The sequence below is a fragment of the Pacificoceanicola niger genome (genome assembly GCF_048553275.1).
GTDB lineage: Bacteria > Pseudomonadota > Alphaproteobacteria > Rhodobacterales > Rhodobacteraceae > Pacificoceanicola.
In genome coordinates this window covers 37,904-50,786 of record NZ_JBLZMW010000012.1, presented here as the reverse complement: position 1 = coordinate 50,786, position 12,883 = coordinate 37,904, and the positions used below count along the sequence as shown (strand labels likewise).

Sequence of the window (12,883 nt, the reverse complement as noted above, 5' to 3'; positions counted from 1 at the left end):
CCGCCATGAGCGATACCCCTGAACGCCCCGTCCTCCGCCTGAAACCCAAAGCCAACGCCCGCGCGATCCGCCGTGGCGCGCCATGGGTGTTTGATAACGAATTGGTCATGGACCGGCGCTCGCGCGGGATTGCCCCCGGAACGATTGCCCGGCTGGAGGACAATGAGCGCGAGCCTTTGGGCGTTGTCGCGGTCAATCCGGTGTCGAAGATCGTGGCGCGGATGCTGGATCGCGACGCGGAGGCGGTGATCGACCGTGCCTGGCTGGAGCGCAAGTTGCACAAGGCGCTGGAGATGCGCGAACGGGTCTATGCTGCGCCCTTCTACCGCCTGATCCATGCGGAGGCGGATGGGATGCCCGGCGTGATCATCGACCGTTTCGGGGATGTCGCGGTGGTGCAGCCGAACGCGGCCTGGGCCGAGGTTTTTCTCGATGATCTGACCGAAGCCCTGATGGCGGTGACCGGTGTGCGCTGTGTGATGAAGAACGCGGGCGGGCGCGGGCGTACGCTCGAAGGGCTTGATGATGTGGACGTCGTGCTGCGTGGGACCGCGCCGGATGCTGCGGTGCCTGTCGAGATGAACGGCGCGACCTATATGGCGGATCTGACCGGCGGGCAGAAAACCGGTCTGTTTTTTGACCAGCGCGAGAACCATGCCTTTGCGGCGCGGCTGGCGGCGGATTCGCGGGTGCTGGATGTGTTCAGCCATGTGGGCGGCTTTGCGCTGGCCGCGCTGGCGGGCGGGGCGGCGCAGGCTCTGGCGGTGGATGGCTCCGCGCCCGCGCTGGCGTTGGCCGAAGAGGGCGCGCGGCGCATGGGGGCGTCCGAGCGTTTCGCCACGCGGCAGGGCGATGCCTTCGATGTGCTGACGGCCATGCAGGACGAGGGCGAGACCTTCGGGCTCGTGGTCTGTGATCCGCCCGCCTTTGCACCGAACAAACCGGCGCTAGACCGGGGCTTGCGGGCCTATGAGCGGGTGGCGCGGCTGGCGGCGCCGCTGGTGGCCGAGGATGGCTACCTGGTGCTGTGTTCCTGCTCGCATGCGGCGGATTTGTCAGCCTTTACCGGGGCTTGCCTGCGCGGCATCGGGCGGGCCGGCCGGCGCGCGCAGCTGATCCATACCGGACAGGCGGGGCCGGATCATCCGCTGCTGCCGCAACTGGCCGAAAGCGGCTATCTCAAGGCGCTGTTCTTCCGGCTGTGAAGGTCCTGCTCGACACCTGCGTCCTGTTTCCCACGGTGATGCGGGAGATGTTGCTGGGCGCGGCCCGGCAGGGTCTCTACGAGCCGCTTTGGTCGGCACGCATTCTGGAGGAATGGGCGCGGGCGGCGCGCAAGCTTGGCCCCGGCGGCGAGGCGCAGGCGCGGGGCGAGATCGCGCTGGTGTCCTCGGCCTGGCCGAAGGCGGTAGTGACGTGGAAACCCTCGCTTGAGGACCGGCTCTGGCTGCCGGACCCGGCGGACACGCATGTGCTGGCGGCAGCGATCTCAGGCTCAGCTGACCTGCTTATCACGTTGAACAATAAAGATTTCCCCGGTCAGATCCTGGCCGAAGAAGGGCTGAGCCGGGCCGATCCGGATGGATTCCTGCACGGGCTTTGGCAAGGCGCGCCAGAGGCGCTGGAGCATGTGGGGGACGCGGTTCTGGCCGAGGCGCGGCGGCTGTCCGGCGAGGATTGGCACATGCGGCCCTTGCTTAAAAAGGCACGGCTGCCGCGGTTGGCCAAAGCGCTCGGGTAAGTCTGTGCCGCTGGCTCTGCGCGGCCCGTAACGACCGTTCACGCTTGTGAAATCGGGGTGTAACGCGGCTATGCCGGTGCGGCGCTGACTGCTAAGCGAGAGGATGTTCGTCCTTCCGGAGCTGCTGCAAATGCCTGTCATTCTTATTCTTTTTGGTCTGATCCTTGCCGCGAGCTTTGCCTTTGCGCCGCGCCGCGCCAGTCTTGACGGTTTTTTCGGAGGCCGGAGCGCGGATGGGGCTGCGCCGGGGCTGTGGACGCTGGCGCTGAGCCAGGTGACGACCTGGATTTTCGCGCGGTCGCTGATGAATTCGGCCATCCTTGGCTATTTCTACGGGATCGCGGGCGTGCTGGCCTATACCGCGTATTACGCGTCGTTCCTGACTGGCGCTTTCGTCGTGGCACGGCTTCGGCGCGCGGGCGCGCGGAGCGTTCAGGACTGGCTGGGCGCGCAGTTCGGGGGCGCCGGGCAGGGCGCTTACAACCTTGTGATCTCGCTTCGGCTGTTGTCGGAGGTCTTTGCAAACCTGCTGGTTGTCGGGCTGATTTTCGGCGCGCTGTATGAGGGCAGCGGCCCGGCGGCGATCGTCATCGTGGCTGTGCTGGCGCTGGCCTATTCTGCCTGGGGTGGGTTGAGCGCGGCGCTGCGCACGGATGTGCTGCAAATGGCGCTGTTCCTCGTGGTGTTTGGCGCGGCCTTTGTTGCCCTGCTGCTGAGTCCGGGTTTTTCTCTTGGCGCGGCGTTGAGCGCGCCGGGGACATCGGGGGGCTACACCGGCTGGGTGCTGCTCGCGGTGGCGGCGCTGCAGGTGTTTTCCTACCCGGTGCACGACCCGGTGATGATGGATCGCGGCTTTCTGGCGGATGAGAAAACCACGCAGGCGTCCTTCCTGCATGCATTCTGGATCTCTGTGATGTGTATTTTCGGCTTTGGGCTTTTCGGTATCGAAGCCAGCTTGCGCGGCGCGGCTTACGAAGGCGAATTGATCGGAACATGGGCACAGATGTTCCCCGGCTGGCTATTTGCGGCGTTGATGCTGTCGCTGCTGGTTTCGGCTTTGTCGACGCTTGATTCGGCGCTGGCCTCGGCGGCGCGGCTGGTGGTCGAGGAATTGCGGCTCGCACCGCGCAGCTTGATGGGCGGGCGGCTGGTGATGGTGGTTTTCGCCCTGGCAGGAACGGCGCTGACGCTTTGGGGCAATCAAAGCCTGTTTGACGCGGTGGCGGTGAGCGGCACTGCGAGCCTGTTCCTGACGCCGGTGTTGATCGTCGGGTTGGTGTTGCGGCGCAGGGTGGCGCGCTGGTCCTACATGCTGGCCTGGGGGGCGGCGATGCTCGGGGCGGCGGCCTATTTCGCGCGGTCCGCGCCCGTCGTGGCGGCGCTGCTGCCGGAGGGTCACAAATACGAACAGCTGCTGGTCATCTGCGTGGCGGTTCTGTTGGTCGGTTTTGCCGCGGTTCTCGCAGGCGCGCGCAGGGTTGCGGTGGCTTCGCGCGGCTGATAGCTGTTCTGCGCAAAACCCGATGGTTTCTCTCGGGAAGGCTGCGAGGACAGGTTTGACAGCGCCCAATATCCCCCCACGTCTGGAAATTCGCAATCTTGTCCGCAACTTCGAGGGCAGAGCGGTTGTGGATAACGTTTCTCTGGCGATCGAGCCGGGCAATGTCATGTGTTTGCTGGGGCCATCCGGCTGCGGTAAATCCACGACGCTGCGGATGATCGCCGGGGTTGATATGCAGGACAGCGGCAGCATTTATCTCGACGGCAAACTGGTGTGCGACACGGTTTTTCGGGTTCCGCCGGAGCGGCGCTCCATCGGGCTGATGTTTCAGGACTTCGCGCTCTTCCCGCATTTGACGGTCGGGCAGAACGTGGCGTTTGGCCTGAAGGGGTCCGGATCGGAAAAACGCCGCAGGGCCAAGGCCTTACTGGACAGAGTTGGTCTGGCGCATTTCATCGACGAATACCCGCATCAGCTATCTGGTGGGGAGCAGCAACGGGTTGCTCTGGCGCGGGCGCTGGCGCCGAAACCACGGGTGATGCTGATGGACGAGCCGTTCTCCGGCCTCGACAATCGCCTGCGCGATGGCATTCGGGATGAGACCCTTGACCTGCTCAAGGAGGAGGGCGCGAGCGTTCTTCTGGTCACCCATGAGCCGGAAGAGGCCATGCGTATGGCGGATGAGATCGCATTGATGCGCGATGGAAAGATCGTCCAGCAAGGGGCGCCCTACAACATCTACAACGCCCCGGCGGACCGCGAAGCGGTTGCATTTTTCAGTGATATCAATGTTCTACGCGGCAAAGTTAAAGGCGCGCTGGTGGCGACGCCCTTTGGGGCCTTTCTGGCTCCGGGCGTGGCCGATGGCACCGAGGTGGAAATCGTCTTCCGCCCGCAGCATGTGAGCATCGACTTTGACCGCAGCGGCAAAGGACCAAACCCGACGGTCCTGGCCGGAACGCCGGCGCGGGGCCTGGTCGAGCGGGCCCGTTTCATGGGCTCCGAAAGCCTTGTCGAGTTTCGCATGGATCACGATCAGGAGGTGCTGCGCGCAACCGTTCCGAACGTCTTCCTGCCCAAGCCCGGAACCCCGATGTGGCTCACGGTGCGTCGCGACAGGTGCTTTATTTATCCTTTTAAGTCATAGACTTTTGTCGGCTTCTTGAAGCTTTGCATGAAGGTTGTCGAGGATCGCAACGCGGATTGACGAGGCCAGTCCGATATCGGGATCCCGCGCTTCGTCAATGCGGGCGGCAAGCTCGTTCAGAGCGAGGCCTTCCGCCTTTGCCATAGCGCGGAACGCCTTCCAGAAGGCATCTTCCAAAGAGACAGAGGTCCGGTGTCCACGCAGCGTCAAGGACCGTTTCACCGGCCGACCGCTCATTCCTTTTCGTGCCCGTCAAGATCACGTTTTGTCTTTTTAATCAGAGCCTTGGACAGCGTTTTTTGCGCTTTGCTTAAACCGTATTTCGCGGCATTCGCATCCGCTGCGCGGCGTTTGTCGTCGCGGGATTTCTGCTTGCGGACTTGGTTCAGGTTCACGACTTTGCTCATGCCGCGATCTTACAACAAAACAGGCCCGGTGGAAGACCGGACCTGCTGTTTCTTCTCGTCAGAACGACGTCGGGGGAGCGCGGTGGGCCGGCCTACCGCGCCCGTGCCGACAATTCAGTCCTTCGGGCCGATCATATCCTCAGGGCGCACAACACGGTCAAAGGTCTCCGCATCGACAAACCCGAGGGCGATGGCTTCTTCCTTGAGGGTGGTGCCGTTCTTGTGCGCGGTCTTGGCAACCTTCGTCGCGTTGTCGTAGCCGATGGTGGGTGCGAGGGCGGTGACCAGCATGAGCGATTCCTGCATGAGCTTCTGGATGCGCGGCTTGTTGGCCTCGATCCCCATGAGCATCCGCTCGGTGAAGCTGTCCGCCACGTCGCCCAAGAGCTGGATTGACTGGAGCAGGTTGTAGCTCATCATCGGGTTGTAGACGTTCAGCTCGAAGTGGCCCTGCGATCCGGCGAATTTGATCGCGGCGTCGTTGCCCATGACGTGGGCGGCGACCTGGGTCATGGCTTCGGCCTGGGTCGGATTGACCTTGCCCGGCATGATCGAGGAGCCCGGTTCATTCTCCGGCAGGATGAGCTCGCCAAGGCCGGAGCGCGGGCCGGAGCCAAGGAAGCGGATGTCATTGGCGATCTTGTACATCGCGCCCGCGACGGTGGCCAAGGCGCCGGACATGAAGACCATGGCGTCATGCGCGGCGAGCGATTCGAACTTGTTCGGCGCGGTGATGAAGGGCAGGTCGGTGATCTCGGCCATATTGGCCGCCACGGTCTCGCCCCAGCCTTTCCTGGTGTTCAGGCCGGTGCCGACGGCGGTGCCGCCCTGGGCCAGCTCGTAGATGCCGGGCAGGGCCATCTCGACGCGCTTGATGCCGTTGCGGATCTGCGCGGCATAGCCGCCGAATTCCTGGCCGAGCGTCAGGGGCGTGGCGTCCTGCGTGTGGGTGCGGCCGATCTTGATAATGTCCTTGAACTCTTCGGACTTGGCTTCCAGCCCCTCGGCCAGTTTGGTCAGGCCGGGCATCAGGATGTCCCGCACGGTCATCGCGGTGGCGATGTGCATGGCGGTGGGGAAGGTGTCGTTGGACGACTGACCCATGTTGCAATGGTCGTTCGGGTGGACCGGGGACTTGGAGCCGATCTCGCCGCCGAGGATTTCAATCGCGCGGTTGGCGATGACCTCGTTGGCGTTCATGTTGCTCTGTGTGCCCGAGCCGGTTTGCCAGACGACCAGAGGGAAATTGTCGTCGAACTTGCCGTCGATGACTTCGCCTGCGGCCTCGACGATGGCCTCGCCGAGCTTGGCGTCGAGGGCGCCGGAGGCCATGTTGGCCTGGGCGCAGGCCTTCTTGATCACGCCGAGTGCGCGGACGATGGCGACCGGTTGCTTTTCCCAGCCGATGGGGAAATTCATGATCGAGCGCTGCGTCTGCGCGCCCCAGTATTTCTCGGAAGGCACCTCAAGGGGGCCAAAGCTGTCGGTCTCGGTACGGGTTGCGGTCACGGGGGATCCTCCTCGCCAAAGTCGCAAAAGATGGGCTTGGTTTCTCTTAGCGACTGCGGCGGGAAAAACAAGGCGGTATACCGTGGGATACCGTTAACATTGACCGTAAGACCGGGCAATTGGACGCAGCAGGCGCGATTACTTGCGGAATCGGTCGAGGCTGACCACTTCGGCGTCACGCTGCTTTGGCTCGTCCGGGGCCTCATCGCCACCGCCGTCGGGATCGTCCGGGGGCGTGTCGTCCTCGTCTTCGCTTTCCTGGCTCTCGAAGCGCAGGCCGAACTCCACGGAGGGATCGACGAATGTCTTGATGGCATCATAGGGGATGTAAAGCCGCTCGGGCGCGTCGCCGAAATTAAGCGACACGGCAAAGCCCTCGTCCGAGACGTCGAGATCGTCGAACCAGTGTTGCATCACCACGGTCATCTCTCCGGGATAGCGGTCCGACAACCAATCGGCCAGCTCCGCATCGGGGTGCGCGGTGTCGAAGGTGATGAAGAAATGATGATCTCCGGGCAGGCCTTTCTCGCGCACGCCTTCCAGAACTTCCTGGATCAGGCCGCGCATGGCGCGGTGCATGAGCCTTCCGTAATCAATTCCGCCGGACATTCTGTAGCCTCTTTCCGTTTGGCCTCAGCATATTGAATATGACGGCGAGTAAAAGAGCAAGTTTACACCAATGCGCCCAAAGTGGCTGCAGTGGCGCAGCCTGCCAATGCAAGGGGCACATTTCCGCGTTTGTGTGACAGGATCAGCCCGGCGAGGGCGATCAGCGGGAGCGGTGCGAGATGGAGTGTCTGAAGGACGGGCAGGGCGCCGAAGCCGGTTTGAATCAGGCGGCCAAAGAGCACGTTCAGCGCGAACCACAGGGACAGATTGGCAATCACGCCGACGACGGCGGCGGTGATGGCGTGCAGCGCGCCGCGCAGGCGGGGCCGGGCAAGCAGGGCTTCGAGGTGCGGCGCCCCGGCGAAGATCCACAAGAAGCATGGCAGGAAAGTCATCCATAGCGTCAGCCCTCCGGCGATCACCGCCACGGCGGGCCCACCCGCGCCATGGCCGGTGAGCATGCCAACGAATTGCGTCACGAGGGTCAGCGGGCCGGGCGTCGTTTCGGCCATGCCGAGCGCGTCGATCATCTGCGGCGCGGTGAGCCAGTGGCGGGTGAGGGTGACCTCCTGGGTCATGTAGGCCAGCACCGCGTAGGCCCCGCCAAAGGTGACAACGGCAAGCTTGGCAAAGAACAGCGACAGGCTGAGCAGCAGGTCTTGGCCAAGGGCATGGAGGATCGGCACTGGCGCGAGCCAGAGGGCGGCGATCGTGGCGAGCGTACGCCAGGGGGTCTGTTGGCTTTGGTCCGGCGGCTCCTCTGCCATGGGTTTGGCGGTGAGCGCCCCCCAAAGCGCCGCCAGCGCGATGATCAGCGGAAAGGGGAGCGCAAAACAATAGAGCGCGACAAAGGCCAGAACCGCCAGCAGCCGGTCGGCGCCGTTCGTGAGCGCCTTTTTAGACAGGCGGATGAGGGCCTGTGCGACGATCACCAGGACGCAGGCCTTGACCCCGAGCAACAGCGTTTGCGCCTGCGGGGCGCTGCCGTACTCCGCGTAGAGCAGGGCGAGCACGGCAATGACCATCGCACCGGGCAGGACAAACAGCGTGCCTGCGATGAGTCCGCCTGCCACACCGCGCAGCCGCCATCCGGCATAGGTGGCCAGTTGCATGGCCTCCGGTCCCGGCAACATCATGCAAAAGGAGAGGGCACGCAGGAATTGCGCCTCGCTGAGCCATTTCTGCTCGTCGACCAGCGTGCGATGCATGAGCGCGATTTGCGCCGCCGGTCCTCCGAAGGACAGGATGCCGATGCGGGCAAAGGTGCGGCTGAGGGTGGCGAGGCTGGTCATGTCACCGTGGTAGGCGTGGCCTGTGACGGTGGCAAGACAGTCCGGCTCAGCCGAGGATTCGGCTGATTTCGCGCAGTATCTTTTCGCGGATGGCGCGGGCGTAATCGCGGTGCCCGCGCGCGGTTTCGACAAAGCCGTCGCGGGTGATCAGCTGCCGTTCGTAAAAATTGGTGACGGCGAGGCCCATGCCTTCGATGGCGAGGCCGTTGATGGTGACCCCGGCACGCTGCGCCCGCTGTCGCATCAGGCTGACCTCGGTGCCCGCGTTCGGGGTGCCATCGCCCGAGACGTCGATGACCCGGCGTTTGCAGTCGGGGGCGGTGTCGAAATGGCGCAGCGCCTGGTTGATGGCCTCGGCCGGGGCGGTATCGGACAGGATGAAAGCGCGTTCCAAGGCGCGGACCTGTGCCGCAAAACCAGCCACGTGCAGGGTGCTGCGCATACTGGTCCAATCGATGCTGACGTGCTGACGATCGACGCCGGACCATTGCATGACGCTGAGCGCGACCTCGTCCCGGACGAGGGTCTCAACGATCTCGGGATCCTGAAGCGCCAGCGCGAGCCCGTCGATCTGCAACCGGTATTCACCGACGTCGACGGAATTCGACACATCCATGGCGAGGATCAGCGCGGTCTGGCAGGCTTGGGCCTGTGGTGTGAGAAAAAGACTGAGGAGCGCCGCGCGGATCATTCGCGCAGCGTGGGGCGTCGAGTCTGGCCGGTCAAGCCCAAGGGCCGGGATTGGCATAGAGCAGCCATGCGGCAGGCACCGCTTCGAACAAGAACCAGAGCGTTGCCTTCGGTTGCGGCGGTTTGTCGACGATCATCGAGATCAGACGACCGCAGGCCGCGCCGACGTAAGCAACGCCAAGCATGGCATAGGCACCGGGCGCCGCCGTGATCAGGCAGACGAGCCCGACCGCAACAAACAGGCCGCCCGCAGAGGCGCGCAATTCACTCAGGCCCATGGTGCTGTCTGTCGGGGTGAAATCCAGCATCCTGGCCGTGTAGCGCGGCGCAAGAAACCCGAATAGGCCAAAGGCCACCGTCACCAGCGCGATTGCGATATTGAGAATGTCGGTCATGGCCCACTCCGTTGTCCGCGACACAAGCTAGCGCACCGACGCAAAAGTCCAGAGCGGAGGATCCGCGCGCGTTTCTGGGAGGGAGGGGGTAAAGTGCAGGTTTCTGTTGCCAGGTACCTGCGAACCCCGCCTTACGCTGCTAGGCGCAAGGGCTTAATTTTCGGTCTTGCTACTGCTTACGCAGCAACTGCAACCGGAGCACGATTGTCATTTGCAATTGTACAGTTTGAACCGATAACGGTGGTATCTCACCGAAGCAAAGCTACATCTTTACGCGTTCGTCGATCCTATTTCGTCCCCATGATCCCCAAATGAAGGATTTTGGTGGAGACGCCGGGTACCGCCCCCGGGTCCGATCCGTTTATTACATGCGCGTTTATGCCCATAGTCCCCGAAGGGACAGATCACATATAGGCCGGGCCTCGCGCGGTTTCAAGCGGATCTGTTCCGTTTGGTATGACTTGCGCGTCAAGGCTGTGTTCATGCAGGAATCCTATCCGCATGATCCGGGCGCGGGGTGGTCATTCGCGTGCTGCCTGTGATCTAGATCACACCTCTGGCGACGAAACCGCCGGATAACCACGAGAGGTTTGTTTTCACGGGGAAATCGATGAAAAAGTCTTTTGTTTGCGCCGCAATCACGGCCATCGCGTTCGTTGGCTTGCCAGCCGCCAGCTTTGCTGCAACGTTTCACAGTCCGGGTTATACCAACGTGTCTGTCGGAACCGTTCCGGATACAGCCAACGGCTTTGGCAACATGGCCTTTGGCAGTGACGGTACCGGGTATATTGTGGGCGGCTACGGAACGAACCAGGGGGATATCTATAGCCTCGACAACGGGGGGTCTTTTGCCTTGCTCGCGTCGAATGGCAGTATCGGGCTTGGCATCGCTGTACACGGCGGGTTTGCCTACACAACCGACGAGAACAAGAATATCGTCAAAACCGACATCGCAACCGGGGCGCAAACCACCCTCATGAACCTCGGCGGCGACTCCCCGAACGGGCTGGAGATCATCGCCGGACTCGATGGGGCCAGCTTTACTCTGGCAGTGGCCCAGTACAACGGAACCGTCACATTTGTGAATGGCGACACGGGCGCGGTGCAGTACACCGTCGCGACGGGCGCCACCGGGCTCTCTAATATCGAACAGGGGCTGGATGGGTCGCTTTATGCCACCAACCATGGTCAGCAGTCCGTGGTCAGGCTGGATCACACAGGCGTTCTGTCCACTGTGAGCTTTGGCATTGCCTACGATGGCATCGCCGTCCACAAAGGCACGGGGGCACTGTATGGCTTTGGCCCCGGTGTCACCGGAATCGATCTTTTGGACATTTCGACTGGGGTCGCGACTGATTTTGTTTCAGGCCTCGCTGGCGATGGCGGCTACTATCCGGGCCTTCTGGAGTTCTCCAACGATGGCACACGCTTGTACTACGGTGAAAGAGATAACGGCTTGGCCATTTCCTACATCGACGGCTTTGATGCGATCACCACGGCAGCGGTGCCGCTGCCTGCGGGGGCAACCTTGATGCTGATCGCGCTCGGTGGTCTCGGCGCTGCACGCCGTCGTCGCGAGAGCTGACCCTACCGGTCATGCAAGACAACTGCGGCACGCGTCCCGTTCGGGCGCGTGCCGTTCTGCTGTCTTGGGCCGATCCGCCGGGTGTCAGAGTGCCAGATCGAGCATGACGGGAACATGGTCCGAGGGCTTCTCGCGCCCGCGCACGTCCTTTTGGATCTCACAGGAGACCATGAGGTCCGCCGCCTGCGGGGTCAGCAGGAAATGGTCGATCCGGATGCCATTGTTGCGCTGCCACGCGCCCGCCTGATAGTCCCAGAAACTGTAGTGGCCGGGCCCTTGGGTCTGGGCCCGGAAGGCTTCGGTGAAGCCGAGGTTGACGATGCGGCGGAAGGCATCGCGGCTCTCCGGGCGAAACAGTGCGTCCTCGCGCCAGGCTTCGGGTTTGGCCGCGTCTTCGGCCTGCGGAATGATGTTGTAGTCCCCGCCCATCAGGGCAGGCATCTCATCGGCCAGCAGATCGCGCGCCCGTGCCTCCAGCCGCTTCATCCAATCGAGTTTGTAGGCGTATTTCCCGCCCGCGACGGGCCGCCCTGTCTCGTCGAGTTCCACCGGGTTGCCGTTCGGCAGGTAAAGGCCGCAAAGGCGGCAGGCATGGGTATCGCCAACAACGGTCGCCTCGATCCAGCGCGCCTGTTCATCGTCATCGTCACCGGGCAGGCCAAAGCTGACGTCCTCCAGCGGCAGCTTGGACAGAATTGCAACACCGTTGAAGCTCTTTTGGCCATGCGTTTCCACATTATAGCCGCGCTCTTCGAACACCTCGCCCGGAAAGGCCTCGTCGACCGATTTTATCTCCTGACATAAAATGACGTCGGGCTGCGCCTCATCGATCCACGCGGTGAGCGCGTTCAGGCGGGCCTTGATTCCGTTGATGTTGAAGGTGGCGATTTTCACGTCGGGCGTCTCCTGCTTCGAAGCCCGAAGGTCTCGGGTTTCGGCGGGGGACACAAGCCTGAAATCGCATCAATGGGGTCGGTCAGCGGTCGGTGGTGATGAAAATCCAAGGGCTCTATGCCCCCTGATTTCACCGATTCCGGGGTCGATTCGAGCCTTTGCAACTTTGCAAACCCCCGTTGCGTTGCAAATTCTGAAACAATCCACAGAAAAAATTCTGCTGGGGATAAATCAGATCGTGCAGCCGAATAGCGTCAGTGTGACACGAATTTCATGTGAATACTTTCGGTATTAATCAACCTTAACAAGAATTAACTTTTTTGCAAACGCGTTTTCCGTGCAACTCGAAAGGGCATACCACGCAACTCCTTCGAGGAACACGAAAATGACTGCACACAAGAAGCACAGCTTTGCTGAAGAAATCCTTTCCAACCACCAGCTGCACAGCGCATTTGACGGCGATGCCGTGGAGAGCTGCATGTCCTGGTCGGGGCCTTCTGGCCACGAAATGGCGTCGGGTGACGCTGTTGAGAGTCTGATGTCCTGGTCGACCCCTCGTGACAGTCGTGCAGAAAACGGCGACGCAGTCGAGGCCTTCATGTCCTGGTCCGGTCCGAAAGCCACCCGCGCCGAAACCGGCGATGCGGTCGAGAGCTTCATGAGCTGGTCCGCACCCGAAGGCACCCGCGCCGAGACCGGCGACAACGTCGAGGCGTTCATGTCCTGGTCCGGTCCGAAGGCCACCCGCGCCGAAACCGGCGATGCGGTCGAGAGCTTCATGAGCTGGTCCGCACCCGAAGGCACCCGCGCCGAGACCGGCGACAACGTCGAGGCGTTCATGTCCTGGTCCGGCCCGAAGGCCACCCGCGCCGAAACCGGCGATGCGGTCGAGAGCTTCATGAGCTGGTCCGCACCCGAAGGCACCCGCGCCGAGACCGGCGACAACGTCGAGGCCTTCATGAGCTGGTCCGGCCCGAAGGCTTCCAAGACTGAATCCGGCGATGCTGTCGAAGCGTTCATGTCCTGGTCGCAGCCGACCAAGGCCTGAAGACGCAGATACCCGGGCGGGGCGGAAGGCCGCCTTGCTGGTCCACCAACAGGAGAGCCATACCC

At 62.7% G+C, this 12,883-nt stretch carries 14 protein-coding genes and 1 other RNA gene; 6 read left to right on the top strand and 9 right to left on the bottom strand.

Annotated features, from left to right (window positions below; all coding sequences use genetic code 11):
- The first annotated feature begins 5 nt into the window (after positions 1-5).
- From ACN2XU_RS15315 to ACN2XU_RS15300, 4 genes are all read left to right on the top strand, one after another.
- Positions 6-1,205, top strand: coding sequence for an RSP_2647 family RNA methyltransferase (locus ACN2XU_RS15315; RefSeq protein ID WP_419411322.1), 1,200 nt, complete (start codon positions 6-8; stop codon positions 1,203-1,205).
- Complete coding sequence (locus tag ACN2XU_RS15310; RefSeq protein ID WP_419411321.1) at positions 1,202-1,741, top strand: RSP_2648 family PIN domain-containing protein; 540 nt, start codon at positions 1,202-1,204, stop codon at positions 1,739-1,741. The genes ACN2XU_RS15315 and ACN2XU_RS15310 overlap by 4 nt, the downstream gene beginning before the upstream one ends.
- Positions 1,742-1,871: 130 nt before the next feature.
- A complete protein-coding gene (locus ACN2XU_RS15305) occupies positions 1,872-3,242 on the top strand; it encodes a sodium:proline symporter (RefSeq protein WP_419411320.1) in 1,371 nt (456 codons plus the stop codon).
- 22 nt (positions 3,243-3,264) lie between these two features.
- The gene (locus ACN2XU_RS15300) at positions 3,265-4,389 is read left to right on the top strand and encodes an ABC transporter ATP-binding protein (protein ID WP_419411319.1); all 1,125 of its coding nucleotides are present in this window, start codon (positions 3,265-3,267) and stop codon (positions 4,387-4,389) included.
- Here ACN2XU_RS15300 and ACN2XU_RS15295 read toward each other — a convergent pair.
- From ACN2XU_RS15295 to ssrA, 8 genes are all read right to left on the bottom strand, one after another.
- Positions 4,384-4,626: a ribbon-helix-helix domain-containing protein gene (locus ACN2XU_RS15295; RefSeq protein ID WP_419411318.1), complete on the bottom strand. Its 243-nt coding sequence runs from the start codon at positions 4,624-4,626 to the stop codon at positions 4,384-4,386. The two genes, ACN2XU_RS15300 and ACN2XU_RS15295, sit on opposite strands and share 6 nt — an antisense overlap.
- Positions 4,623-4,796 carry a DUF4169 family protein gene (locus ACN2XU_RS15290; protein ID WP_419411317.1) on the bottom strand — a complete coding sequence of 58 codons (174 nt, stop codon included), beginning with the start codon at positions 4,794-4,796 and terminating at the stop codon, positions 4,623-4,625. The genes ACN2XU_RS15295 and ACN2XU_RS15290 overlap by 4 nt, the downstream gene beginning before the upstream one ends.
- 114 nt (positions 4,797-4,910) lie before the next feature.
- Positions 4,911-6,305, bottom strand: coding sequence for a class II fumarate hydratase (gene fumC, locus ACN2XU_RS15285; protein WP_419411316.1), 1,395 nt, complete (start codon positions 6,303-6,305; stop codon positions 4,911-4,913).
- A 138-nt stretch (positions 6,306-6,443) separates the two neighbouring features.
- Positions 6,444-6,914, bottom strand: coding sequence for an SspB family protein (locus ACN2XU_RS15280; protein WP_419411315.1), 471 nt, complete (start codon positions 6,912-6,914; stop codon positions 6,444-6,446).
- 62 nt (positions 6,915-6,976) lie between these two features.
- Positions 6,977-8,206 (bottom strand): chromate efflux transporter, encoded by a 1,230-nt coding sequence (gene chrA / locus ACN2XU_RS15275; RefSeq protein ID WP_419411314.1) that lies wholly within the window; start codon positions 8,204-8,206, stop codon positions 6,977-6,979.
- Positions 8,207-8,252: 46 nt separating this feature from the next.
- Positions 8,253-8,897, bottom strand: a complete 645-nt coding sequence (locus tag ACN2XU_RS15270; RefSeq protein WP_419411313.1) for a DUF1194 domain-containing protein — start codon at positions 8,895-8,897, stop codon at positions 8,253-8,255.
- A gap of 31 nt (positions 8,898-8,928) precedes the next feature.
- Positions 8,929-9,291 carry a DUF4345 family protein gene (locus tag ACN2XU_RS15265; RefSeq protein WP_419411312.1) on the bottom strand — a complete coding sequence of 121 codons (363 nt, stop codon included), beginning with the start codon at positions 9,289-9,291 and terminating at the stop codon, positions 8,929-8,931.
- A 92-nt stretch (positions 9,292-9,383) separates the two neighbouring features.
- Positions 9,384-9,731: a transfer-messenger RNA gene (ssrA, locus tag ACN2XU_RS15260) on the bottom strand.
- A 170-nt stretch (positions 9,732-9,901) separates the two neighbouring features.
- On the opposite strand from ssrA, the gene ACN2XU_RS15255 reads away from it, so the two are divergent.
- Positions 9,902-10,876: a VPLPA-CTERM sorting domain-containing protein gene (locus ACN2XU_RS15255; RefSeq protein ID WP_419411311.1), complete on the top strand. Its 975-nt coding sequence runs from the start codon at positions 9,902-9,904 to the stop codon at positions 10,874-10,876.
- An 84-nt stretch (positions 10,877-10,960) separates the two neighbouring features.
- Here the strand turns inward: ACN2XU_RS15255 and xth are convergent, their stop codons facing one another.
- On the bottom strand, positions 10,961-11,770 hold the full coding sequence (gene xth / locus ACN2XU_RS15250) for an exodeoxyribonuclease III (protein ID WP_419411310.1): 810 nt from the start codon (positions 11,768-11,770) through the stop codon (positions 10,961-10,963).
- Between the two features lie 385 nt (positions 11,771-12,155).
- On the opposite strand from xth, the gene ACN2XU_RS15245 reads away from it, so the two are divergent.
- Positions 12,156-12,818, top strand: coding sequence for a hypothetical protein (locus ACN2XU_RS15245; protein ID WP_419411309.1), 663 nt, complete (start codon positions 12,156-12,158; stop codon positions 12,816-12,818).
- The last annotated feature ends 65 nt before the right edge of the window (positions 12,819-12,883 follow it).

Excerpts from the sequence above, each read along its gene's own strand:
- ACN2XU_RS15315 (WP_419411322.1), top strand. The coding sequence starts at position 6 with ATGAGCGATACCCCTGAACGCCCCGTCCTCCGCCTGAAACCCAAAGCC.
- ACN2XU_RS15305 (WP_419411320.1), top strand. The coding sequence starts at position 1,872 with ATGCCTGTCATTCTTATTCTTTTTGGTCTGATCCTTGCCGCGAGCTTT.
- ACN2XU_RS15300 (WP_419411319.1), top strand. The coding sequence starts at position 3,265 with ATGGTTTCTCTCGGGAAGGCTGCGAGGACAGGTTTGACAGCGCCCAAT.
- ACN2XU_RS15295 (WP_419411318.1), bottom strand. The coding sequence starts at position 4,626 with ATGAGCGGTCGGCCGGTGAAACGGTCCTTGACGCTGCGTGGACACCGG.
- ACN2XU_RS15290 (WP_419411317.1), bottom strand. The coding sequence starts at position 4,796 with ATGAGCAAAGTCGTGAACCTGAACCAAGTCCGCAAGCAGAAATCCCGC.
- ACN2XU_RS15280 (WP_419411315.1), bottom strand. The coding sequence starts at position 6,914 with ATGTCCGGCGGAATTGATTACGGAAGGCTCATGCACCGCGCCATGCGC.
- chrA (WP_419411314.1), bottom strand. The coding sequence starts at position 8,206 with ATGACCAGCCTCGCCACCCTCAGCCGCACCTTTGCCCGCATCGGCATC.
- ACN2XU_RS15270 (WP_419411313.1), bottom strand. The coding sequence starts at position 8,897 with ATGATCCGCGCGGCGCTCCTCAGTCTTTTTCTCACACCACAGGCCCAA.
- ACN2XU_RS15265 (WP_419411312.1), bottom strand. The coding sequence starts at position 9,291 with ATGACCGACATTCTCAATATCGCAATCGCGCTGGTGACGGTGGCCTTT.
- ACN2XU_RS15255 (WP_419411311.1), top strand. The coding sequence starts at position 9,902 with ATGAAAAAGTCTTTTGTTTGCGCCGCAATCACGGCCATCGCGTTCGTT.
- ACN2XU_RS15245 (WP_419411309.1), top strand. The coding sequence starts at position 12,156 with ATGACTGCACACAAGAAGCACAGCTTTGCTGAAGAAATCCTTTCCAAC.